This window comes from Pseudomonas sp. S2_B10 (assembly GCF_054668425.1).
The window spans coordinates 2,228,494-2,250,615 of sequence record NZ_CP162768.1 but is presented as its reverse complement, the minus strand read 5'-3'; the positions used below and the strand labels follow the sequence as shown (position 1 = coordinate 2,250,615).

General features: G+C 60.3%; 20 protein-coding genes. 7 read left to right on the top strand and 13 right to left on the bottom strand.

What is annotated here, in order from left to right:
- Positions 1 to 28 precede the first annotated feature (28 nt).
- Positions 29 to 496, top strand: coding sequence for a bacterioferritin (gene bfr / locus AB4O45_RS10040; RefSeq protein ID WP_016772947.1), 468 nt, complete (start codon positions 29 to 31; stop codon positions 494 to 496).
- 65 nt (positions 497 to 561) lie between these two features.
- Here the strand turns inward: bfr and uvrA are convergent, their stop codons facing one another.
- Positions 562 to 3,396, bottom strand: a complete 2,835-nt coding sequence (gene uvrA / locus AB4O45_RS10035) for an excinuclease ABC subunit UvrA (protein ID WP_039761937.1) — start codon at positions 3,394 to 3,396, stop codon at positions 562 to 564.
- A 191-nt stretch (positions 3,397 to 3,587) separates the two neighbouring features.
- On the opposite strand from uvrA, the gene AB4O45_RS10030 reads away from it, so the two are divergent.
- Together AB4O45_RS10030 and AB4O45_RS10025 are read left to right on the top strand one after the other, a co-directional pair.
- A complete protein-coding gene (locus AB4O45_RS10030) occupies positions 3,588 to 4,985 on the top strand; it encodes an MFS transporter (protein ID WP_041477665.1) in 1,398 nt (465 codons plus the stop codon).
- A 9-nt stretch (positions 4,986 to 4,994) separates the two neighbouring features.
- The gene (locus tag AB4O45_RS10025; RefSeq protein ID WP_041477666.1) at positions 4,995 to 5,516 is read left to right on the top strand and encodes a single-stranded DNA-binding protein; all 522 of its coding nucleotides are present in this window, start codon (positions 4,995 to 4,997) and stop codon (positions 5,514 to 5,516) included.
- 198 nt (positions 5,517 to 5,714) lie between these two features.
- On the opposite strand, the gene AB4O45_RS10020 is transcribed toward AB4O45_RS10025, so the two are convergent.
- The 7 genes from AB4O45_RS10020 to AB4O45_RS09990 form a co-directional block, all read right to left on the bottom strand.
- Positions 5,715 to 6,872 carry a glutathionylspermidine synthase family protein gene (locus tag AB4O45_RS10020; protein WP_460161366.1) on the bottom strand — a complete coding sequence of 386 codons (1,158 nt, stop codon included), beginning with the start codon at positions 6,870 to 6,872 and terminating at the stop codon, positions 5,715 to 5,717.
- Position 6,873: 1 nt separating this feature from the next.
- A complete protein-coding gene (locus AB4O45_RS10015) occupies positions 6,874 to 7,572 on the bottom strand; it encodes a DUF1190 domain-containing protein (RefSeq protein WP_056790788.1) in 699 nt (232 codons plus the stop codon).
- An 18-nt stretch (positions 7,573 to 7,590) separates the two neighbouring features.
- Positions 7,591 to 8,016, bottom strand: coding sequence for a DUF350 domain-containing protein (locus tag AB4O45_RS10010; RefSeq protein ID WP_016772952.1), 426 nt, complete (start codon positions 8,014 to 8,016; stop codon positions 7,591 to 7,593).
- Positions 8,017 to 8,031: 15 nt separating this feature from the next.
- On the bottom strand, positions 8,032 to 8,682 hold the full coding sequence (locus AB4O45_RS10005; RefSeq protein ID WP_460161365.1) for a DUF2491 family protein: 651 nt from the start codon (positions 8,680 to 8,682) through the stop codon (positions 8,032 to 8,034).
- A gap of 208 nt (positions 8,683 to 8,890) precedes the next feature.
- On the bottom strand, positions 8,891 to 9,589 hold the full coding sequence (locus tag AB4O45_RS10000; RefSeq protein WP_460161364.1) for a PspA/IM30 family protein: 699 nt from the start codon (positions 9,587 to 9,589) through the stop codon (positions 8,891 to 8,893).
- Between the two features lie 17 nt (positions 9,590 to 9,606).
- A complete protein-coding gene (locus tag AB4O45_RS09995; protein WP_225914461.1) occupies positions 9,607 to 10,188 on the bottom strand; it encodes a YjfI family protein in 582 nt (193 codons plus the stop codon).
- A gap of 230 nt (positions 10,189 to 10,418) precedes the next feature.
- Positions 10,419 to 10,973 (bottom strand): cysteine hydrolase family protein, encoded by a 555-nt coding sequence (locus AB4O45_RS09990; RefSeq protein WP_460161363.1) that lies wholly within the window; start codon positions 10,971 to 10,973, stop codon positions 10,419 to 10,421.
- Positions 10,974 to 11,074: 101 nt separating this feature from the next.
- Here AB4O45_RS09990 and AB4O45_RS09985 point away from each other — a divergent pair, with 101 nt between their 5' ends.
- The 3 genes from AB4O45_RS09985 to AB4O45_RS09975 all read left to right on the top strand — a co-directional run bounded on the left by AB4O45_RS09985 (position 11,075) and on the right by AB4O45_RS09975 (position 14,211).
- Positions 11,075 to 12,055 (top strand): GlxA family transcriptional regulator, encoded by a 981-nt coding sequence (locus tag AB4O45_RS09985; RefSeq protein ID WP_460161362.1) that lies wholly within the window; start codon positions 11,075 to 11,077, stop codon positions 12,053 to 12,055.
- A gap of 298 nt (positions 12,056 to 12,353) precedes the next feature.
- Positions 12,354 to 13,463 (top strand): DUF3182 family protein, encoded by a 1,110-nt coding sequence (locus AB4O45_RS09980; protein WP_315435967.1) that lies wholly within the window; start codon positions 12,354 to 12,356, stop codon positions 13,461 to 13,463.
- Positions 13,453 to 14,211, top strand: a complete 759-nt coding sequence (locus tag AB4O45_RS09975; protein ID WP_073475756.1) for an alpha/beta hydrolase family protein — start codon at positions 13,453 to 13,455, stop codon at positions 14,209 to 14,211. The genes AB4O45_RS09980 and AB4O45_RS09975 overlap by 11 nt, the downstream gene beginning before the upstream one ends.
- A gap of 83 nt (positions 14,212 to 14,294) precedes the next feature.
- Here AB4O45_RS09975 and AB4O45_RS09970 read toward each other — a convergent pair whose 3' ends face one another.
- The 5 genes from AB4O45_RS09970 to AB4O45_RS09950 form a co-directional block, all read right to left on the bottom strand.
- Positions 14,295 to 15,290 (bottom strand): IS110 family RNA-guided transposase, encoded by a 996-nt coding sequence (locus AB4O45_RS09970; protein WP_460066159.1) that lies wholly within the window; start codon positions 15,288 to 15,290, stop codon positions 14,295 to 14,297.
- 306 nt (positions 15,291 to 15,596) lie between these two features.
- The gene (locus tag AB4O45_RS09965) at positions 15,597 to 16,586 is read right to left on the bottom strand and encodes a lysylphosphatidylglycerol synthase domain-containing protein (protein WP_122611007.1); all 990 of its coding nucleotides are present in this window, start codon (positions 16,584 to 16,586) and stop codon (positions 15,597 to 15,599) included.
- Complete coding sequence (gene clsB, locus AB4O45_RS09960) at positions 16,583 to 17,857, bottom strand: cardiolipin synthase ClsB (protein ID WP_016772961.1); 1,275 nt, start codon at positions 17,855 to 17,857, stop codon at positions 16,583 to 16,585. Before clsB ends, AB4O45_RS09965 begins: the two co-directional genes overlap by 4 nt.
- Positions 17,854 to 18,651, bottom strand: coding sequence for an endonuclease/exonuclease/phosphatase family protein (locus AB4O45_RS09955; protein ID WP_315435966.1), 798 nt, complete (start codon positions 18,649 to 18,651; stop codon positions 17,854 to 17,856). The genes clsB and AB4O45_RS09955 overlap by 4 nt, the downstream gene beginning before the upstream one ends.
- Positions 18,648 to 19,574, bottom strand: a complete 927-nt coding sequence (locus AB4O45_RS09950; protein WP_056790764.1) for a DUF72 domain-containing protein — start codon at positions 19,572 to 19,574, stop codon at positions 18,648 to 18,650. Before AB4O45_RS09950 ends, AB4O45_RS09955 begins: the two co-directional genes overlap by 4 nt.
- A gap of 386 nt (positions 19,575 to 19,960) precedes the next feature.
- Between AB4O45_RS09950 and AB4O45_RS09945 the strand changes: the two genes are divergently transcribed.
- The gene (locus tag AB4O45_RS09945) at positions 19,961 to 22,063 is read left to right on the top strand and encodes a mechanosensitive ion channel domain-containing protein (RefSeq protein WP_460161361.1); all 2,103 of its coding nucleotides are present in this window, start codon (positions 19,961 to 19,963) and stop codon (positions 22,061 to 22,063) included.
- Positions 22,064 to 22,122: the final 59 nt, after the last annotated feature.

The following is a 22,122-nucleotide window of genomic DNA, read 5'->3' as shown; positions in this document are numbered from 1 at the left end:
AGACTTTCAGGAAGGGAGATGTAGGGCGATGCAAGGCCACCCAGATGTAATCGATTACCTCAATACGTTGCTGACCGGCGAACTGGCCGCGCGTGACCAATATTTCGTTCATTCGCGGATGTATGAGGACTGGGGGTTCACCAAGCTCTACGAGCGCATCAACCACGAGATGGAAGAAGAAGCCGGCCACGCCGATGCGTTGATGCGGCGGATTCTGATGCTCGAAGGCACGCCGCGCATGCGTCCGGATGATCTGGATGTCGGCACCACCGTGCCTACGATGCTCGAAGCTGATTTGCGCCTCGAATACAAAGTCCGCGCTGCGCTGTGCAAAGGCATCGAACTTTGCGAGCAACACAAAGACTACGTCAGCCGCGAAATACTGCGGGTTCAGCTCAACGACACCGAAGAAGATCACACCTACTGGCTGGAAAAGCAGCTGGGCCTGATCAAGCTGATCGGTCTCGAGAACTACCTGCAATCCCACGCGTCCTGATTACGACGGTTACAAAAAAGCCCCTGGCACTTCAACGGTGACAGGGGCTTTTTCATGCCTGGCAGTTACGCCCGATCGCGGATCAGCAGTGGCTTGAGGTAATGGCCGGTGTGAGATTGCTTCATCTCGGCAACTTCCTCCGGCGTACCGGTGGCAATGATCTGCCCGCCTTTGGAACCGCCTTCAGGACCGAGGTCCACCAGCCAGTCAGCGGTCTTGATCACATCGAGGTTATGCTCGATGACAACCACGGTGTTGCCGTGATCGCGCAGACGATGCAGAACATCGAGTAACTGCTGGATATCGGCGAAGTGCAGGCCGGTGGTCGGCTCGTCGAGAATGTACAGGGTCTTGCCGGTATCGCGTTTGGACAGCTCGCGCGACAACTTGACCCGCTGTGCTTCACCGCCGGACAGGGTCGTCGCCGACTGCCCGAGCTTGATGTAGGACAGGCCGACATCCATCAGCGTTTGCAGCTTGCGCGCCAGTGCCGGCACTGCATCGAAGAACTCCCGAGCTTCCTCGATGGTCATTTCGAGGGTCTCGTGGATGCTCTTGCCCTTGTACTTGATTTCAAGGGTTTCGCGGTTGTAGCGCTTGCTCTTGCACACATCGCAGGGCACGTAGATGTCCGGCAGAAAGTGCATTTCCACCTTGATCAGGCCGTCGCCCTGGCACGCTTCGCAGCGACCGCCCTTGACGTTGAACGAGAAACGCCCCGGGCCGTAACCCCGGGAGCGCGACTCGGGCACGCCGGCAAACAGTTCGCGGATCGGCGTGAACAGCCCGGTATAGGTCGCCGGGTTGGAGCGCGGCGTACGACCGATCGGGCTCTGGTCGATGTCGACGACTTTGTCGAGATGTTCCAGACCTTTGATGCTGTCATGTGCGGCCGCTTCCAGCGTGGTCGCACCATTGAGCGCCGTGGCGCTCAGCGGGAACAGCGTGTTGTTGATCAGTGTCGATTTGCCCGAACCGGATACGCCAGTCACGCAAGTCAGCAAGCCGATCGGGATGTCCAGATCGACATTGCGCAGATTGTTGCCGCGCGCACCTTTGAGCGACAGGTTGAGCTTCTTGTTGCGCGGCGTGCGTTTGGCCGGCACTTCGATCTTCACCCGGCCGGACAGGTATTTGCCGGTCAGCGAGTCAGGGTGTGCCATGACTTCGTCCGGCGTGCCCTCGGCAACGATCTGCCCGCCGTGCACACCGGCGCCCGGGCCGATATCGACGACATAGTCAGCCAGACGAATCGCGTCTTCATCATGCTCGACCACGATTACCGTGTTGCCGATATCGCGCAAATGCTTGAGCGTACCGAGCAGCCGATCGTTGTCGCGCTGATGCAGGCCAATGGATGGTTCATCGAGGATATACAGAACGCCGACCAGGCCGGCGCCAATCTGGCTGGCCAGACGAATCCGTTGCGCCTCGCCACCGGAGAGCGTGTCCGCGCTGCGATCCAGCGACAGATAGTCGAGTCCGACGTTGACCAGGAACTGCAGACGCTCGCGAATTTCCTTGAGAATCTTGTCAGCGATCTCGCCACGCCGACCGGTCATCTTCAGCGCACCGAAGTATTCACAGGCATCGCCGATCGGCAGATTGGTCACTGCCGGCAGGGTTTTCTCACCGACCCAGACGTGCCGGGCTTCGCGGCGCAAACGCGTGCCACGGCAATCCGGGCAGGCCTGATGGCTGAGGAACTTGGCCAGCTCTTCGCGCACGCTCGCCGATTCGGTTTCGCGATAGCGTCGCTCAAGATTCGGCACGATGCCCTCGAAAGGGTGCGAGCGTTTGACGATGTCGCCACGGTCGTTCAGGTATTTGAAGTCGACGTTCTGCGAGCCGCTGCCGTGCAGGATGAACTTCTGCTGCTCGGCGCTCAGGTCGTTGAAGGGCTTGTCCAGACTGAATTTGTAGTGCGAGGCGAGTGAGCCAAGCATCTGGAAGTAATAGACGTTGCGCCGGTCCCAGCCACGGATCGCGCCCTCGGCCAGGGTCAGCTCGCCATTGACCAGACGCTTGATGTCGAAGAACTGCTTCACACCCAGGCCATCACAGGTCGGGCAGGCGCCGGCCGGGTTGTTGAAGGAAAACAGCTTGGGTTCCAGCTCGCTGATCGCATGGCCGCAGATCGGGCAGGCGAAGCGTGCGGAGAAGATCATTTCTTCGCCGGGCTCGTCGTCCATCGGCGCGACCAGGGCAATGCCGTCGGCGAGTTTCAGCGCAGTCTCGAAAGACTCGGCGAGGCGCTGCTGCAGATCGGCGCGGACCTTGAAGCGGTCAACGATCACATCGATCGAATGCTTCTTCTGTTTATCCAGCTTCGGCAGCTCGTCGAGCTCGCAAATGCGTCCGTTGACCCGAGCGCGGACGAAACCTTGCGCACGCAATTCTTCGAAGACCGACAGGTGTTCGCCTTTGCGTTCGCGGATCACCGGCGCCAGCAGCATGAGTTTGCTGCCTTCCGGCTGCGCCAGCACCAGATCGACCATCTGGCTGACGGTCTGCGCCTCCAGTGGAATGTCGTGATCCGGGCAACGCGGCGTACCCACGCGGGCATAGAGCAAGCGCAGGTAGTCGTAGATTTCGGTGATGGTGCCGACCGTGGAACGCGGGTTGTGCGAGGTCGACTTCTGTTCGATGGAGATCGCCGGCGACAGGCCTTCGATGGTGTCGACGTCGGGTTTTTCCATCATCGACAGGAACTGCCGAGCGTAAGCCGACAGCGATTCGACATAGCGGCGCTGACCTTCGGCATACAGCGTGTCGAACGCCAGGGACGACTTGCCGGATCCGGACAGGCCGGTGATGACGATCAGCTTGTCCCGTGGCAGGGTCAGGTCGATGTTCTTCAGGTTGTGGGTACGGGCCCCACGTATCAGGATCTTGTCCAAAGTGGCCTCGCTTGGCGGGCGTCGAAAACGTAGGAGTATACGGGCAAATACTGGATGGATGCACACTATCCAACGAAGGGCGTTTTGCCGTTCATGAAGAGAGTTTCATCTATACGCGTCATAGCGTCGCGATATACCCCGTCTTCCGATGGGACTGGTAGAATCGCCGCCGGTTCACACGAGGTTTTTCCATGCACGATCCCCACAGCGAACGCATGAGTGGCAGCGAGACCCGCGCGGCGAGCGGTCTGGCCCTGGTGTTCGCCTTCCGTATGCTTGGCATGTTCATGGTGTTGCCGGTGCTGGCGACCTATGGCATGGATCTGGCGGGAGCGACCCCGGCCCTGATCGGGCTGGCGATTGGCGCTTACGGTCTGACCCAGGCAATTTTCCAGATTCCGTTCGGGATCATTTCCGACCGCATCGGTCGCCGGCCGGTGATCTACCTCGGCCTGATCGTGTTCGCTCTCGGCAGTGTTCTGGCTTCCCAGGCCGATTCGATCTGGGGTGTGATCGCCGGGCGGATCCTGCAGGGCGCCGGGGCGATTTCCGCAGCGGTGATGGCGCTGCTTTCCGACCTGACCCGCGAGCAGCATCGCACCAAAGCCATGGCGATGATCGGCATGACCATCGGCCTGTCGTTTGCCGTGGCCATGGTGGTCGGGCCGTTACTGACCAGTGCGTTCGGGCTGTCCGGGCTGTTCCTCGCCACTGGCGCCATGGCGCTGGTCGGCATCCTGATCATCATGTTCATGGTGCCGCAATCCACCGGGCCGTTGCAGCACCGTGAGTCCGGCGTCGCCCGGCAGGCACTGATGCCGACGCTCAAACACCCGGACCTGCTGCGCCTGGATCTGGGCATCTTTGTGTTACATGCCATGTTGATGTCGAGCTTCGTGGCCTTGCCGCTGGCACTGGTGGAAAAAGCCGGTCTGCCCAAGGAACAGCACTGGTGGGTCTACCTCACCGCGCTGCTGATTTCGTTCTTCGCCATGATCCCGTTCATTATCTACGGCGAGAAGAAACGCAAAATGAAACGAGTTTTGCTCGGCGCCGTCATGACATTGATGCTGACTGAACTATTCTTCTGGCAGTTCGGCGACAGCCTGCGTGCTCTGGTGATAGGTACGGTGGTGTTTTTCACCGCGTTCAATCTGCTCGAGGCATCGTTGCCGTCGCTGATCAGCAAGGTTTCACCGGCAGGCGGCAAGGGCACGGCCATGGGCGTGTACTCCACCAGCCAGTTCCTCGGTTCGGCACTCGGCGGGATACTCGGCGGCTGGTTGTTCCAGCATGGCGGTCTGTCGGTTGTGTTCCTCGGATGCGCCGCGCTGGCTGCACTTTGGCTGGCCTTTGCTGTTACCATGCGCGAACCTCCCTACGTGACGAGCCTGCGCTTGCCGTTGTCGCCCGAAGCGATCCGCGAAGCGGGTCTGGTCGAGCGCCTCAAGGCCCTGGTAGGGGTAACAGATGCAGTGATAGTCGCCGAAGAGGCGGCTGTTTACATCAAACTGGACAAAGAATTAGTGGATCGCACCACCCTCGAACGCCTGGTCAACAACCCGGCCGGGGCTGCGTGCGACGCTTAGGAGAACGTTATGGCCCGTGGGGTTAACAAAGTCATATTGGTCGGCACTTGCGGCCAGGATCCCGAAGTTCGCTACCTGCCTAACGGTAATGCCGTGACCAACCTGAGTCTGGCCACCAGCGAACAATGGACCGACAAGCAGACCGGTCAGAAGGTCGAGAAAACCGAGTGGCACCGTGTGTCGATGTTCGGCAAGGTTGCCGAGATCGCCGGTGAATACCTGCGCAAGGGTTCGCAGGTCTACATCGAAGGCAAGCTGCAGACCCGCGAGTGGGAAAAGGACGGCATCAAGCGTTACACCACTGAAATCGTGGTCGACATGCAAGGCACCATGCAACTGCTCGGCGGCCGTCCACAACAGGGCGACCAGCAAGGCGGCGGCAACAACTACCAGCAGCAGGCGCCACGTCAGCAGGCACCGCGCCCGCAGCAGTCGGCTCCACAGCAGCGTTCGGCTCCGCAAGCACCGCAGCAGGCCGCACCGCAACCGGCTCCGGATTTCGACAGCTTCGATGACGATATTCCGTTCTGATTTGCCGCTGTAACCGTCTTGAATGAAAAAGGCCCGTCGCTTAAACGACGGGCCTTTTTTGTGAGGCAATTTCAGCGCGACCCCTATCACCCGTAGGAGCTGACGAGTGCAACGAGGCTGCGATCTTTTGATGTTGCTTCTGAAGATCAAAAGATCGCAGCCTCGTTGCACTCGTCAGCTCCTACATGAGGAATTGTTTCAGTCGAGGATCAGGTGCGGCAAAAATCGACTTGAATCCTTGGTGATCAGACTATTGTCTTCACGCACACCAATCCCCGCTGCCTCATCGCCAATCACCCACGAGCCAATCAGCGTGTAGCTGTCGCCAAACTTCGGCAGCGGTGCGAACTCCTGCAGGATGAATGGCGCATCGGTGTAAGGCCCGTCCTCTTTGACGATCAGACCTTCCACTGTTTGCAGTTCGATGTTGGCACCTTCGCGGGAAAAGTACGGCTTGCGCACCCAGCCCTTCGGCACCGCACTCTGCGGATTCGGATCAAGGTGCGCAGCGAGCAGATTCGGATGTCCCTTGTGCAATTCCCACAGCAGCGGCAGGGCACCTTTGTTCGACAGAATCGCCTTCCACGCCGGTTCGAAAAACTGCGTATCGCATTCGGCGATCGCTGCGCCGAACGGCTCGTGGAAGATGAATTCCCAGGCGTGCAGCTTGAACAGGTGCGGGATCCAGCGATCCTGCAGATCGACGAAACGACCTTCAGCCGTCAGGCCAATGTCTTCGATATCGATGTGGCGTGATTCGATGCCGACCTTTTCCGCGATCAGCCGCAGGTAATCGGTGGTGCCTTTGTCCTCGACCGAGTCCTTCATCGACGCAAAGTAGAACGGCCGCTTCAACTGCAACTCGGCGAAGGCCTGATGCAGCTTGGTGTCGATGCTGTTGAACTGGTCGGCATGCCGGGGCAAGGTGCCGCGTTCGATGCATTGTTCCAGCCAGCCCCACTGAAACGCCGCTGCCTCGTAGAGGCTGGTCGGCGTGTCGTAGTTGAGCTCCAGCAGTTTCGCCGGACCGCTGCCGCTGTAGGAAAAGTCCATGCGACCGTACAGATGCGGATGACCCTCGCGCCAGGAGGTGCGGACCATGTCGTAGTACGCCGCCGGGATACTCAGGCGATCGAGCAACTCCTCGCTGTTGACGACGCGATCCACCAGGTCCATGCACATCTCGTGCAGTTCGGTGGTCGGGTCTTCGAGATCGTTTTCGATTTGCGCGAGGCTGAACTGGTAGTAGGCGCTTTCGTCCCAGTACGGTTCGTCGTCGATGGTGTGGAACAGGAAACCGAGGCTTTCGGCGGTGTGTTTCCAGTCGGGGCGCTCGGCGCAGTGGATCTTTTTCATGTCAGCTGCTCGAGCGTCCGGAACTGCTGCCCCAGCCACCCCAACCGCTGCGGGCACTCGACTGGCTGCCGAAACCGCCGCGCGAAGTCGACGACGCAACGTTCACCGGTTTGCTCTTGCTGCTCTCGTAATCCGACTGGCTGCGCGAGGTTGTGTCAGCTCGGCGGTACTGCGTTGAGGTGTTGTACGGCTGGCGCGTTTCGCGATCACGGTAAACGGTGCGTTCGGCGTTGTTGCTCATTGCGTTGCCGATCAGCCAGCCGGTCAGCCAGCCATTGCCGCCACCACCTGAGCCACCGGAATAGTGCGAGCCGCCGTGGCTGGCGCTGCTGCTCGTGGTGTCTCCCGCCGGCATTTGCGAATTGGCGATGGCATCAAGATCCTGCGGCGTCTCGGCATTGCCCGGCACTTTGAAGCCGCCGAGTTTCGGCACGAAACGGCCATCGGAATTTTTCTGACACCAGCCAGCGGCAAAGTCTGCGTCGCACTTGGCCTTGTCGTTGTAGGCCGGGGCGATGCGCCGGTGTTCGTTCAGGGCGGCGACGTAGGCGCTGGAGCAGAGATCGGCGGCCAATTCGGCGTCGACACACTGTTCAACGCTCTGGAAGTTGCGCGGCTGATCCAGCGCCGCTGCTTCACCGGAAATCGCCATCGCCACCGATGCGGCGAGGGACAATTGCACGTATTTGCTGCGTTTCATCGAGAGGCTTCCTGCCGGTCAGTGGGACGGGGTCATGCACGCGGCATTGAGCATGCCGACGCTGATCGCCACGGCAGCCACATAGATGCCGGCCGCCACTTCGCCGTTGGCGATGCGCTGGGACGTGCCCTTGAGCACCAGCCCGGTCGCAACGAACGCCAACAGCTGCACGACGGCGGCGATGACCGCCCAGAGGACGAAGTCGAGCACGTTGACCGAGTAGGCGATCACGTTGCTCGCCGGAATCGCGAAACCGATGATCGCCCCGGACAGGGCAATGGCGGCGGCAGTATTGCCGGCGCGGATCAGCTCGAATTCCTTGTGCGCGGTGATGCGCGTGTAGACGAATTGAAACAGCATGAACAGCAACACGGCGCCGATCAGGTAGACGACAAAACCGACCAGCGCGGTTTTGTTCAGAGAAACGGCCAAGACTTCCAGCATGAAAAACTTCCTTTTTTAGATGGCGCTCAAATCAGTCGTGTACAGCGAGATGCCGAGCGAAGTGCTCAGGCTGACGGTGCCTTCTTCGTCCTGTTCGACGGAGAACAGCAGCAGTTCGCGGCGATCGGTCAGGCCGGTGTCGCGGGCATACAGCATGGCGTGGTGCTTGATGGTGTAGGACTCGTCCGGATTGACCACGTGTTCGGTCATTGGCACCAGTTCAGTCTGATGCAGTTCGGTGCCCCATTCGCGGGTGTATTCAACAACGTCGTGGTGGTAGGTCGGCAGACCGATCAGGCTGTTGGGGCCGGCCAGACGCTGCAGTTCGGCGTCACTGTTGACCGTCACATAGCTGATGTAATTGAACAGGGTGACCGACTCGACCTGATCATCGCCGGTGACGTGGATCTGCACCCAGAAATCCTCGTCGTTCATGTAATAGCGATGCAGTTTGTTGGACTGGCCGAGATCGACCCAGCCGGCGCTCCACACCGCTTGATCGAATGGCACCCGCACCGAAGTCGAGCCTTCCAGCAGCAACGCCAGGGTCGTGTCGAAGCGCACGCCTTTGCCTTGTGCCATGCCCAGCGGACCGCTGGCGGCGGTGGTCGTTGGCGCAGCGGTCTGCCAATTGCTGGTGCCGAGCAAGTCTTTAAACCATCCCATGGGTACGTTCCTTGAAGCGGGTGGAGGTGTTCGGGTGAAAAAGTGGCGGTAGTGTAACGGGCGAAGCGGTGAACGAGCAGGGGCAATTACGCCGCAAAACCATGTGGGAGCGAGCCTGCTCGCGAATGGGTTGTGTCAGTCACTCGATTATTTGACTGTCACGACGCTTTCGCGAGCAGGCTCGCTCCCACAAGTTACCGTTCAGTCATTACTGCGCGGACTTCTGCTTCAGGCGCTTAAGGATCGCATTGGCGCTGCCTTCGTTCGGCGTGATGCCGGCGTCGCGCAGTTTGCGTTCCAGGTCGTTGCCGGTAGAGGCGTCGGCCAGTTCGTCCGCTGCGCTCAGCTCGGCAGCGCGTTGCTGCTGCTTGGCTTGCAGGCGGTTCAGGGTGCCGACCGCGGTTTCCAGTTTGCCGTTGGCGCCGCCGCTGGCAATCGAGGCGCTGACCTGGGCTTTCTGCACGCTATCGCGGGCCTTGGCCATGTCCACTTGCTGGCGCAGGCTCTTGATCCGCGATTCGGCTTTGCTGATGTCTTTGCGCATGTTGTCGGCGTAGGCGCCGAATTCATCGCTGAGTTTCTTCTCGGCAGCGAGGTCGTTGGTCAGGGTCGAAATCGCTTCGGCCACTTCCAGCGCCAGGTCTTCACGGCCGGCATTCAACGCGGCCACAGCCTTGGCTTCGAGGTCCTTGATCTTGGCGTCGTATTCGCTGACGCGGTCGGCGGCCAGTTTGTGCTTGGCCATGATCGTTACCAGTTCGCGGCGGGCATTGGACAGCGCGGTGTCCGCGTCGCGGATTTCCTGATCGAGGATGCGCAGGGCCTGCTGGTCGGCGATGGCTTCGCCGACTTCATTGGCGCCGCCGCGCAGTGCGGTGAACAACTTGCTCCAGATGGACTGAGTCATTGGATATTCCCTGTTGATTACTTGAAGAAGTGTTCGAAGGCTTCGCTGGCGCGCTGCACGTTGTCGACCAGGGTTTTCACCTCGGTGACGACGTTGGTCAGGCTCGAATCAGCACTGAGCGCGCCGAACATGTTGTAGACGGTCTGCCCGTTCGGCATCGATTCGATCCCGATCGAAGACAGCGGGAACATCTCGCGGCTGCGCAGCACGGCATCGTTGAACGCCTGGACATTGCTGATCGAATCGATGTCCACCAGCACGGTGTCGACGATGATCTGCTGGCCGGCCAGGGCGATGTGAATCGGCAGGCCGCCGAATTCGTTCATTTCCAGCTTGATGCTCGGCTCGGAGCTCTGGATCAGGGACAGCGAAATCTCTTGGGAAGCCACCTCGTCCAGCGCCTTGAGGGCATTGAAGAGGCTGTCGATGGTCCAGTTGTTGCCTGCGCTCATGTATTTCTCCGACATGAAAGAGCCAGCCAGAATCGGTTGGCGTAGCTGTTGCTCCATTTGCTTGAGCAAGCTTCGGTTTTCCGGAAGCACCCAAGTTTCGTGTTTCACATAACCGGCGGCGGCCAGGCCTGCGCGCATCTGCTTCATGTAGAAGCTCGACGGTTTTTTCGCGGACGTCTTGCCACGTTCGCCCTTGGGGCTGGCTGCGGCAGGCGTCGGAGTGCGGCTTGTCATGGCTGGAATCCGGTTATGAGCGTCTCACGCGTGGGCCACACTACAACCAATGCAAAGTGCCATCAATGACTCACGCGTGAGATTTTCATGACAGACGCAAAAAGGCCCGCAACGCGGCGGGCCTGTGGATTGCGCTGTTGTTGCTAGGCGTTGCTGTGCAGGAACTGCTCAGTCGATACCACGCTGGAGTAGGCAAAACCCAGCGCCGCCATGAATGCTGCGTGCACATGGGCGGCCGGCACCGTCAGGCCGTTGAATTCAAGGTCACGGCTGGCGCAGGCATCGTGAATCACCGTGACCGCATACCCCATGTCCGCCGCCGCGCGGGTGATGCCATCGACGCACATATGGCTCATGCTGCCGACCACCACAAGGTCGGTGATGCCGTGTTCGTCGAGCACCGATTTCAGCTCAGTCTCACGGAACGAGTTGACGAAGTGCTTGAGCACCACCGGCTCGTCGGCGCGGTTGAGCACTTTCGGATGCAGTTTCGCGCCTTCGGAGCCGGGAGTGAAAAAAGGCGCATCGTCGGAGGTGAATTCATGCCGAATGTGCACCACCGGATCGCCCGTTTCGCGGAAGGCTGCGATCAGCCGTGCGGCATTATCGGCAGCGGCGTCGGCGCCGACCAGCGGCCACTTGCCTTGGGGGAAGTAGTCGTTCTGGATATCGACTACGATGAGCGCTTGCTTGGCCATGGGATTGTCCTCGAGACGGTGATTGGGTGTGGCCTCAGTATTGGCGCTGGCCGAGGATTCGAGGATTGGCCGCACCGACAATAGACGGGGGAAAACTGACAATGGCTGCACAAAGAGCCGCCACCGCTGAACTGGGCGTGCTGATTTACCCCGGCGCGCAACTGGCGGCGGTGCACGGTCTGACCGACCTGTTCGCCGTGGCCAATCGCATCGCTGCCGAGTATCAGGCTGTGCAATTGCCCGTGCTGCGAGTCAGTCACTGGCAGGTCGATGGCGAGCAGTTGCCGGCGCGGGTCTATGACAGTCATCCCGGTGCCGAAGGCGCTTTGCTCGCCGTGCTGATTCCGCCGTCCCTCGGCGGGTTCGATGCGGCGCAGATGACCGTGAGTCTTGCGCAATGGCTGCGCGATCAGCATGCGCGCGGCGCAACGCTTGGTGGTGTCTGTGTGGGCTCGTTGATGCTCGCCGAAAGCGGCTTGCTCGACGGTCGCAGCGCCACCACCCACTGGACCTCGGCCCAGGCTTTCGCCGAGCGTTACCCGAAGATCAAGCTGAAGGCCGACACGCCGATTGTCGACGACGGCGACCTGATCACCACGGCCGGGCTGATGGCCTGGTCGGAATTGGGGTTGCGCCTGGTCGATCGCTTGCTCGGCCCGAGCATCGCCACCGCGACCGCGCGTTTTCTGGTGATGGAACACAGCGACAGCGCCAGTGAATGCGGAAGCAATTTCGCACCGATCCTCAGCCATGGCGACGCGGCGATTCTCAAGGTCCAGCACTGGCTGCAAAGCACCGGGGCGACGGATGTTTCGCTGACGGCAATGGCCGAGCGTGCGGGACTTGAAGAGCGTACTTTCCTGCGCCGATTCCGCGCCGCGACAGGCTTGAAACCGACCGAGTACTGCCAGCACCTGCGGGTCGGCAAGGCGCGGGAAATGCTCGAGTTCACCAATGGCACGATCGACCACATTGCCTGGACTGTCGGCTATCAGGATCCGGGCGCGTTTCGTTCGATCTTCAAGAAGATCACCGGGCTGGGGCCGAGTGATTACCGTGGGCGGTTTGGTCTGACGCGGTAGCCTGGGCACTGGAGTAACCCTGTGGGAGCTGGCTTGCCAGCGATGCGATCAATCAGTTGCAAAACAGGTGACTGATCCACCGCCATCGCTGGCAAGCCAGCTCCCACAGGTTTTTGCACAGGACCACGGATCGTGCAATTTGCCGGAGTTTTGCGCGCTGTCGTGCAGTTTGAAACAGGCGTGATGCCAGCACTTATCTGGCAAACGCCTGTTAACCGGGCGATTGCGGCCGATTGCTCATTGGCCTGATCTCTGCAATTTCCCTGAGTGAACCCATCGACTGATGCAAGGGGAACGCATGACCCCGACACCCAGCAACAAAATCGTCGTGGCCCATTCGGTGCGTGCCGAGGCGCCGCAACATGAAGTCGAGACCAACAAGGCTCTGGCGCGCTGGTTGGCGCAGATTCTCGGCTGCAAATTCGGCGGCAGTTACGATCCGGCCAAACATCAGGGCCGCGAGCTGTATCTGCTGCCGACACAAACCATCGTTGGCGCCGCCCACGCTCAAGCGCTGGGCATCAAAGGCCCCGATGACTTGTGGGGCGGTTACGTCGAATACGATTTCATCTGCACCAAAGCTATCAGCCACGGTTTGCGCAGTCATCTGGCGCACGCGCCGCAGGGCTGGTCGCCGCTGTTTTCGGAGCGGGTGCGCAACGTTGTGCTCGACGGTCTCAGCGTATTTGCCCTGGAAGATGCACGGCCCGCCGCCGAGCATCTGTTGTACGCCGGGCCGATTCGCTTGAAGCCGATTCACGCTTGCGCCGGTCGCGGTCAGGAAGTGATCAAAAGCCTCGACGCGTTCGATGAGATCCTCGCGCGGCCCGAGGCGCAAAGCCTGTTCAGCGACGGCGTAGTGCTGGAGCAGGACTTGAGCAACGTCGTCACCCACAGCGTCGGCCAGTCGTTCATCGGCGGCAAAGTGTTGAGCTACTGCGGTGATCAATACTTGACCGAGGACGGCCTGGGCGAAGAGGTCTACGGCGGTTCGAATCTGCTGGTGGTGCAAGGGGGCTATGACCAATTGCTCGCGCTGGATCTGCCTGATGATGTGCGTCTGGCCATCGAACAGGCACAGGTCTTCGACAGCGCCGCCAACGAAGCCTACCCGCACTTCTTCGCCTCGCGGCGCAATTACGATATCGCCCAAGGCCTCGACGCCAGCGGCAACCCGCGCAGCGGCGTGCTCGAACAATCCTGGCGCATGGGCGGTGCCAGCAGCGCTGAAGTGGCCGCGTTGCAGAGCTTCGTCAACGATCCACAGATGCGCGCCATCCGTGTGTCGTCGGTGGAAACCTACATCGATCAGGCGCTGCCGGCGGACGCCATCGAGGTCTATCGCGGCCCGGCGGAAAACAGCGCATTTCTTCTCAAATATGTGACGGTCCAATCCTATGACGGCTAGAAGCGAATGCATTCAAATCGACATTGATGACGAACAGATGAGCGGGACCTTTCTCAGTCCCAAATCGAAAGTCCCGGGGGTGTTGTTTGTTCACGGTTGGGGCGGCAGTCAGGAACGTGATCTGGAGCGGGCCAAAGGCATCGCCGGCCTGGGTTGCGTATGCCTGACCTTCGACCTGCGCGGGCACACCGGCGGCACAGGAATTCCGCTGACCCGGGTGACCCGTGAAGACAATCTGCGTGATTTGCTGGCGGCCTACGATCGCCTGCTGGCGCACCCGGCCCTCGACACTTCGGCGATCGCCGTGGTCGGCACCAGTTATGGCGGCTATCTGGCCTCGATCCTGACGTCACTGCGCCCGGTGCGCTGGCTGGCGCTGCGCGTACCGGCGCTGTACCGCGACGAGCAATGGCACACGCCCAAACGCGATCTGGACAAGGCCGACCTGCGCGATTATCGCGGCACGCTGGTGCGCGCCGACAGCAATCGCGCCCTGCATGCCTGTTCGCAATTCACGGGCGACGTGCTGTTGGTGGAATCGGAAACCGACGACTTCGTGCCCCACGCGACGATCATGAGTTACCGCGCCGCATGTCAGCAGACTCACTCATTGACTCATCGGATTATTGATGGCGCCGATCACGCATTGAGTGATCCAGTTTCGCAGCAGGCCTACACCTCGATCCTGGTGGACTGGATTACCGAGATGGTGGTGGGGGAGCGGTTGAGCATTATCCAATCCAGATGATCTGTCGCATGTACCGGCCCCTTCGCGAGCAGGCTCGCTCCCACAGGTTGAACGCATTTCAAATGTAGATACTCTGTTCACGGTCAAGCTTTTTGGGTGTGTTTATCGCTAAAAAGCTTGGCTGTACTGAAGTCTTCGCCTGCCCGCATGCAGGCCCATAGTCCGGTCAGGTATTTGCGCATGACTGCGACAATAGCCTGCATCTTCCTCTTTCCTCGAGCCACCAAGGCTTCGTAAAACGCTTTAACGTTCGGGTCGCAACGTATGGCGGTCAGCGCAGGCATGTACATCGCTGATCGCAAATAGGCATTGCCGCCCTTACTTATCCGGCCGGGTTTATCAATGCTGGTGCCTGATTGCGTGAGTCGGACATCGAGTCCGGCATGGCGGCTGACCTGCGCTGACTTGAGCGTTACCGGTAAGGTCGTCAGTTCAGCCAGCGCCGCAAATACTGAGATCTCACCCATGCCAGGGGCGGCGATCATGTGGGCGAACTGGGCGCTCAACGTTGGGCAGTTGTCGATCAATGCACGACCCGCTAGTCGGAAACGCTCGATTCGTTTGTCAAAGGCGTTGATGGCTTCTTCTTCGTCTTCAATCAGCATCAGAAGAGTTGTTTGAGTGGCTTTTAGTGCATGCAGCTCGTTTTTGGCGCGGGTGCGATGACCCGTCAAACGATTGATGTGGCGACCGATAGCGCGTAGCTCAAGCTGTATTGAAGTGGGCGGCGTCCACAACCTTGGGCTCATGCGTTCGCCGTACTCAGCTAATAACTGGGCATCGATTGCGTCCGTTTTGCTGTTTTTCAGCATCAGTTTTGCAAAGTTGTGAAAACTCTTCGGATTGATAACCGAGACTGGCAAACCCGCCGCAGCGAGCTCCATGGCCAAGTCCAGATAGTAGATTCCTGTGGCTTCCATCACCACAGACATAGGCTTGAGCTCAAGCAATTTGCCGACAGCAGCTTTGCGCCCCGCCGGTGTCTGGTCGATATTGCACTGACCTGCAAAGCGGCCGCCATTGCGCCAGCCCATCGCTGTAGTGCGAGATCCCACATCCAAGCCGACGTGCATGTTCATGCTTTCAACTCCAAGAGAACTGAGTTAAAAATGCTTCCTGGTTCCCCTGACCTCGAACTTCATGCCACTGCAACCTTGTAATGCGAAGTCCGACTCGTCGGCTTCTCGATACTCTTCGTGGTGGGCAATGAGGCGGGGGGACCTCTCTACATACAAGGTCAGGAGCAAGTCCTGCCTTAAGGAGCGATCGGTCTCCCCCAGAAACACATCTTCGTATGTCGCACCAGCGAGCTTAGATCTCATTCATGCTGGTGTGTGGGGAACATACAAGGAGCTGCCGAAGGCTGCGATCTTTTGATCTTGATTCTAATGTGTGGGTTTCTTCTCGATTCGCAGTGCCTTTGCCTTGGCCTCCACCACCAGATACATCACCACCGTGATCAACAGCGGCAGCAGAAAATAAATCGCCCGATACGCCAGCAATCCCGCGACCAGACTGCCGCGCGACGCCTCGTGCTGCAGCAGCGCCACGAACACCGCCTCCAGCACACCCAGCCCCGCCGGAATGTGCGTAATGACCCCGGCAATCGCGCTGATCAACAGCACCCCAAGCACCAGCGGATAATCCAGTTTGCTTGGCAGCAGAGTGAAGATCACCGCCGCCATCAGCGACCAGTTCAACGCGCCCAAGAGCAATTGCAGCACCGCCATGCGCAGCGACGGCAGGTTGATTTCCACGCCGCGAATCGACCACTCGCGGCGTTTGGAAAACTGACACGCCGCCAGATAGCCGGCGCTGACCAGCAGCAATAACACCCCGACCAGTTGCAAGGCCGAACTGCTGAGTTTCCAGCCCGGCGGCATCGTCACCAGACCGCTGCTGAACACTACGCCAGCGATGGTCATGTAGCCGAACCAGTTGGTTGCCAGGCTCAGGCCGAGAATCTTGGCAATGTTGCCTTTGCTCACGCCCAGCCGCGAATACAAGCGATAACGCATGGCGATGCCGCCGACCCAGGCGCTGAGATTGAGGTTGAAGGCGTAGCTGATGATGCCCACCGGCAGGATCTGCTTCCAGGTCAGGTCCTGACGAATGTAGGTGCGGCCAATCAGGTCGAAACTGGCGTACACCAGAAAGCTCAGCAACGTCAGGCTGGCGGCGATGATCAGCGTGCGCACCTTGAAATCGGCGAGGGTCTCCAGCACCTCGGCCCATTCGATGCGCGTAGCGAACATCGTCAACAGGACGATGAGCGCGAGAAAAAACAGGATGGTCAGCGGACGTTTCCAGCGGCTCCATTTCGACGGCGCCGCTTGTGCCGAATGGCTATCGGAATGGACTTCGGAATGACTCATGGACGCGCACCTCGGAAAGGCTTCAGACGCGGTTTATGCGCCGGCAGCCAACCGGCCATGGCCGGGAAGTGCCGTAGGAAGTGAAACACCAGAAAGCCCACGGTCATGTGCCAGATGCGCCCGCGCGGCAACAGTTTGGCGTCCATGGCTTTGCAGTGGTTCTGGCTGAGATCTTCGAGGCGTTCGTACAGGTGCTGATTGAACGCGCGGTCGCGGATCAGCACGTTGGCTTCCAGATTCAGCGACAGGCTCAGCGGGTCGAGATTGCTCGAGCCCACGGTGCTCCAGTCATCGTCGACCAGCGCGACCTTGCCGTGCAGCGGGCGCTGGCAGTATTCGTGAATCTGCACGCCGGCACGCAGCAGATAATCGTAGGTCATGCGCGCCGCCAGTTTGGCTACGAGCATGTCGGGCTGGCCTTGCAGGATCAGCCGCACCTCGACGCCACGGCGGGCGGCGTTGCGGATTTCGCGCAGCAAACGGTAGCCGGGAAAGAAGTAGGCGTTGGCGATGATCACCCGGCGCTTGGCCTTGCGCAGCACCTGCAGATAGACGTCTTCGATATCGGTGTTGTGTTGATCGTTATCGCGGAACACCAGGCGCACCTGGCCGTCGTGATCGGTGAAGGCCATTTCCTCCAGACGCTGGCGCCGGCGTTGCCACCAGAACCGCGCGCGCCCGGGGCGACCGCTTTGCAGCAGGGCGAAGTGATGGATATCGGCGACCACCGGGCCCTGGATCTCCACCGAGTAATCCTGCTTGGCTTCGGGGCCGAAATCGGCCAGATGATCGCCGGAAAAATTGATCCCGCCAATGAACGCGATCAAACCATCGACCACTACGATCTTGCGGTGCAAGCGGCGGAACCAGTTGGTGCGTATGCCCAAATGTTTTGGCGCCGGATCGAAGATCTGCAAGTGCACGCCGGCATCGCTCAAGGCCGACAGATAGCCAGTGCTCAGCTCGCCACAGCCGAAGCCGTCGAGGCTGACCGTGGTGCGCACGCCACGCTGGGCGGCTTCGATGAGGATCTGCTGCAACTCGGCGCCGACCTTGTCTTCGAAGACGATGAAGGTCTCCAGCAGGATCTCGCTCTTGGCTGCGCGCATCGCTTCGAACACGCGGGGGAAATATTCCTCGCCGTTCTCCAGCAGCTCTACGCGGTTATTGCTGTGCCATTGATACTCGACGTCAACGTGGCCGGGCTCGCGCACCGGCGGATTCAGCGGGACCGGGTCGACGGCAGATTTTTCCAGTGGCGCACTGTTCATAGTTCAATCTCCACCGATAACGGTGCGTGGTCGGAAAGGTGGGACCAGGGCCGGTTGGTCAATACTTTTGGCCGGCTGGCCTTGAGGTTGCGTACGTAGATGCGGTCGAGTCGTAGCGCTGGCAGCCGCGCGGGAAAACTGCGCGCCGGTTTGCCGTACTGCTCGGCGAACACTTCGCGCAGGCCACAGGGCTTGAGCTGCGCATCGGCGCGCTGGCGCCAGTCATTGAAATCGCCAGCGACGATCACCGCGGCATCGGCGGGCAATTCGGCGAGACGTTGCATCAGCAGATCCAGTTGCGCGTTGCGGTGGCTCTCGCGCAGGCCCAGATGCACGCAGATCGCGTGCACTTCGGTGCCGTCGCCAGGCAGGCGCAGCACGCAATGCAACAGGCCGCGGTTTTCATGGCCGCTGATCGACACGTCGAGGTTGTCGTGGCGGATGATCTGGAATTTCGACAGCAGCGCATTACCGTGATCGCCCGCCGGGTACACCGCGTTGCGCCCGTAGGCGAACTGCGGCCAGAGGCTGTCGGCGAGAAATTCGTATTGCGGCATCGTCGGCCAGTTGTCGTAGCGTTTCGGATGCTGCTCGTGAGTGCCGTGCACTTCCTGCAGAAAAACCACGTCGGCGGCGACGCTGCGCACCGCTTCACGCAGCTCCGGCAGGATGAAACGCCGGTTCAGCGCGGTGAAGCCCTTGTGGGTGTTGACCGTCAGTATGGTGAAGGTGCGCACCGAGGGCGCAACCACGGAGCCTTCGTCGGTGAAACCGACCGGTTCGGGAATGCTCATGACAGAACTCCTTCTGCGGCGACTTGCCCGGGAGTTGTGGCGAGGTCTTTGTCGAGGTCCAAGCGCTGCAACAAGTTGCGTGCGTCGTAGGGCGCGCGGACTTTGATGTCGTTGTCGAAGTAGCAGAACACTTCGCGGGATTTGCGCGCACGGGGTTTCAGGCGTGGGGCTATCAGGTGGGCGTCCTCTGGCTGTTTACCGTGATGCCAGGCGTCGATGCGCTCGGCCCAGCGCTTGAGCGCTTGCTCGGAATAACCGCTGGCGTAGAGCTCTTCGGCGCCGTGCAGGCGCAGATAGACGAAGTCGCTGGTGAGGTCTTCGCGGTACGGCCATTTGCCGGCGGTGTCGGCAATGACCAGCGCGGTGTTGTGGCGTTTGAGCAGGCGCACGAATTCCGGATCGATGAAACTTTCATGACGGATTTCCACCGCATGGCGCAGCGGTTTCTTGCGCCAGGCTTTGACGCTGGCGTGGCCGGGAAGATGCGAGTCGTGCTGGCGGGCGAGGGCGGCTGCGGCTTGGGTATCGTGGGGCAGTTGCGCAAGAAAGTGATCGAAGCGCTCGGCGTCGAATTTGAAATTCGGCGGAAACTGCCAGAGGATCGGCCCGAGTTTTTCCTTCAGCTCCAGCACGCCCGAGGCAAAGAAATTCGCCAGCGGCTTTTCGATTTCGCGCAAGCGGCGCACGTGGGTGATGAAGCGCGGCGCCTTGACGCTGAACACGAAGTCATCGGGCGTTTCGGCGTACCACTGGGCGTAACGTTCGGGGCGTTGCAGGGCGTAGAACGATCCATTGATTTCGATGCTGTTGACCGCGCGGGAGGCGAACTGCAATTCGCGCTTCTGCGCCAGTCCCTTCGGGTAGAAATCCCCGCGCCACGGGGCGTAGCGCCAGCCTGAAATACCGATGTGAATCGTCGCCATCCCATCCTCCCGTAGAAAGTCCTCGTGTTGCCGATGTTCTGTGATGACTGCGGCGGGGGCGGGAAAGTTTCGGTGGCGTTACGGACGGTCGCGGGTGAAGCGAAGATCAAGAGCTTACCCCCTCACCCCAACCCTCTCCCCCAAGGGGGCGAGGGGGAAGGGAGCAGATCTTCATGCCTCCTGAAATCGCGTACGACTGTGAAGGGAGCAGATCTTCATGGTCTTCAGGACTTGAGTTCGACTCAAGACGTGCAGTTGATGATTTTGGTCTGCAACTCGGTCGGCTCCCTCTCCTGGGGGAGAGGGCTGGGGTGAGGGGGCTCTTGAACTTGCCGCGCAATTACCGATCAGTTCCTTACCAGGGTCAGCCACGGGAGATCGGAGCTTTGCGCAATTTCAGGATCGCCATTCTGCTGGGAGCGCTGCTGTGCTTGGGCGTCAACACATCGCAAGCCGTCGCGCTACCGGGCGTTCCGGCTGCCGCCGACACGGCAGAGAAACCCGCCGAACCGGAACCGTTGGTGCAGGGCGGTCTGCTCGGGGCGATCAGTACGAGCATCGACGATGTGCAGGAAAAACTCGATCTCAACGAACACCTGGTCGATGCCTGGCGGCTGCGTGCTGACCGCGCGGCGGATGAGGTCGATCGGCTGGTCAAGCAACCGTCGAATCGCTCGGGCTGGAGCGTGGCAGGGGATTTCCTCACGTTGTCGGGAGTGTGGCTGGGCAGTTTCGCCCTGCTCACCGTGCTCGGCAGTCTGCTGGCAAAGCGTCTGCGTGAGGGCCGCTGGTTGCGCACCCGCCAGCGCAGTCAGGATCTGCTCGGCTACGTGCTGCCTTTCACCGTGCCGGCGCTGATCTGCCTGCCGCTGACGCTGTATGTCAGCCATTTTCTGCAAGCTTCGGTGGGCCGTGCGCTGGCGCTGTGTCTGGCCTACGCCACCAGCAGTGGCATTTTCTCCACGTCGATGTTGTTGTGCGTGGTGGTGATGTTCAACGTCGGGCACAAGCGCGCCGCCGCGCGAATCATCCGTGAATACTGCCCGCGACCGCTGTTCCTGATCGGCTTTCTCGCCGCTCTCAGCGATGCCCTGACCAGCCCGCAGATCGCCCGACAATTGGGCGGCAATATCACCAGCAGCATCGCCGTGTTCACCGGGCTGATCGCCTCGGTGATTTTCGGTCTGCTGGTGGTTCGCCTGCGTCGGCCGGTGGCACATCTGATCCGCAATCGCCCGCTGGCCCAGCGTTTGAAACAACCGTCGCTGCAGGAATCGCTGCGGATATTTTCCGGGCTGTGGTATTGGCCGATCGTGCTGATGGTGCTGGTCTCGGCAGTCAGCCTGATCGGCATCGGCGAGGACAATCAGAAAGCCCTGCGCTGTGCCTTGTTCACCACCGTGCTGCTGATCGCCACGGTGTTTCTCAGCACGGTGTTGCAGCACCTGTTCAAGTCGCGCAAAGCCGAAGCGATCCAGCGCAGCAGTGCCTACAAGGAACGCTTTCTCAGCCTGTTGCATGCGTTGCTGCGCATCGTCATGGCGATTGTGTTCATCGATATTCTCGGGCGGATCTGGGGCGTGTCGTTGCTCGATTTCGCCCAGAGCAGCACCGTCGGTCGAGCGATCAGCAACGCCTTGAGCAGCATCGGCCTGATCTTCCTGGTGACGTGGCTGCTGTGGGTGGTGCTCGACACGGCGATTCAGGAGGCACTGAAACCGCCGCTGAGCAAACGCGCGGCACGCCAGCCGAGCACGCGGGTGAAAACCATCCTGCCGTTGTTGCGCAATGCGATCAAAATCATCCTCGTGGTGATCTGCGCGATTACTACCATGGCCAATCTGGGGATTAACGTTGCGCCTCTGTTGGCTGGTGCGGGGGTGGTCGGCCTGGCCATCGGTTTCGGTTCGCAGCAACTGGTGCAGGACGTCATCACCGGGTTGTTCATCATCATCGAAGACACCCTGTCGATCGGCGACTGGGTGGTGCTCGATTCCGGCCACGCTGGCACGGTGGAAGGCCTGACCATTCGCACCTTGCGCCTGCGCGACGGCAAGGGTTTTGTGCACTCGGTGCCGTTCGGCCAGATCAAGGCTGTGACCAACCAATCACGCCAGTTCGCCTTCGCATTTTTCTCGGTGCAGTTCACCTACGACACCGACGTCGACAAAGCCATTGAGCTGATTCGCGAGGCCGGTGATTCGATCCGCGAAGACCCGTTCCTCAAGTACAACCTGCAAGGGCCGCTGGATGTGTTTGGCGTGGACAAGATGGATCTCAACGGCGTGGTGCTTACGGCGCAATTTCGCACGGTGTCCGGCGGGCAGTATGCGGTGAGCCGCGCGTTCAACCAGCGCTTGAAGAAGCTTGTGGATAACACACCCAATGTGCATTTTGCGCAGACTTATCCACAGCAGGTTCTGTTGCCAAAGCGACAGGAGGAGGGGGCGGTGGTTGCGGATGAGGTACCGCAGGAGTCGCGGACCTGACGCCTGTTTGTGTAGAGACAGGGCCGGCGCTTTCGCGAGCAGGCTCGCTCCCACAGGGG

What these genes read in the sequence shown, in the direction of transcription:
- bfr (WP_016772947.1), top strand. Translation starts at nt 29, where the DNA reads ATGCAAGGCCACCCAGATGTAATCGATTACCTCAATACGTTGCTGACC.
- AB4O45_RS10030 (WP_041477665.1), top strand. Translation starts at nt 3,588, where the DNA reads ATGCACGATCCCCACAGCGAACGCATGAGTGGCAGCGAGACCCGCGCG.
- AB4O45_RS10025 (WP_041477666.1), top strand. Translation starts at nt 4,995, where the DNA reads ATGGCCCGTGGGGTTAACAAAGTCATATTGGTCGGCACTTGCGGCCAG.
- AB4O45_RS10020 (WP_460161366.1), bottom strand. Translation starts at nt 6,872, where the DNA reads ATGAAAAAGATCCACTGCGCCGAGCGCCCCGACTGGAAACACACCGCC.
- AB4O45_RS10015 (WP_056790788.1), bottom strand. Translation starts at nt 7,572, where the DNA reads ATGAAACGCAGCAAATACGTGCAATTGTCCCTCGCCGCATCGGTGGCG.
- AB4O45_RS10010 (WP_016772952.1), bottom strand. Translation starts at nt 8,016, where the DNA reads ATGCTGGAAGTCTTGGCCGTTTCTCTGAACAAAACCGCGCTGGTCGGT.
- AB4O45_RS10005 (WP_460161365.1), bottom strand. Translation starts at nt 8,682, where the DNA reads ATGGGATGGTTTAAAGACTTGCTCGGCACCAGCAATTGGCAGACCGCT.
- AB4O45_RS10000 (WP_460161364.1), bottom strand. Translation starts at nt 9,589, where the DNA reads ATGACTCAGTCCATCTGGAGCAAGTTGTTCACCGCACTGCGCGGCGGC.
- AB4O45_RS09995 (WP_225914461.1), bottom strand. Translation starts at nt 10,188, where the DNA reads ATGAAGCAGATGCGCGCAGGCCTGGCCGCCGCCGGTTATGTGAAACAC.
- AB4O45_RS09990 (WP_460161363.1), bottom strand. Translation starts at nt 10,973, where the DNA reads ATGGCCAAGCAAGCGCTCATCGTAGTCGATATCCAGAACGACTACTTC.
- AB4O45_RS09985 (WP_460161362.1), top strand. Translation starts at nt 11,075, where the DNA reads ATGGCTGCACAAAGAGCCGCCACCGCTGAACTGGGCGTGCTGATTTAC.
- AB4O45_RS09980 (WP_315435967.1), top strand. Translation starts at nt 12,354, where the DNA reads ATGACCCCGACACCCAGCAACAAAATCGTCGTGGCCCATTCGGTGCGT.
- AB4O45_RS09975 (WP_073475756.1), top strand. Translation starts at nt 13,453, where the DNA reads ATGACGGCTAGAAGCGAATGCATTCAAATCGACATTGATGACGAACAG.
- AB4O45_RS09970 (WP_460066159.1), bottom strand. Translation starts at nt 15,290, where the DNA reads ATGAACATGCACGTCGGCTTGGATGTGGGATCTCGCACTACAGCGATG.
- AB4O45_RS09965 (WP_122611007.1), bottom strand. Translation starts at nt 16,586, where the DNA reads ATGAGTCATTCCGAAGTCCATTCCGATAGCCATTCGGCACAAGCGGCG.
- clsB (WP_016772961.1), bottom strand. Translation starts at nt 17,857, where the DNA reads ATGAACAGTGCGCCACTGGAAAAATCTGCCGTCGACCCGGTCCCGCTG.
- AB4O45_RS09955 (WP_315435966.1), bottom strand. Translation starts at nt 18,651, where the DNA reads ATGAGCATTCCCGAACCGGTCGGTTTCACCGACGAAGGCTCCGTGGTT.
- AB4O45_RS09950 (WP_056790764.1), bottom strand. Translation starts at nt 19,574, where the DNA reads ATGGCGACGATTCACATCGGTATTTCAGGCTGGCGCTACGCCCCGTGG.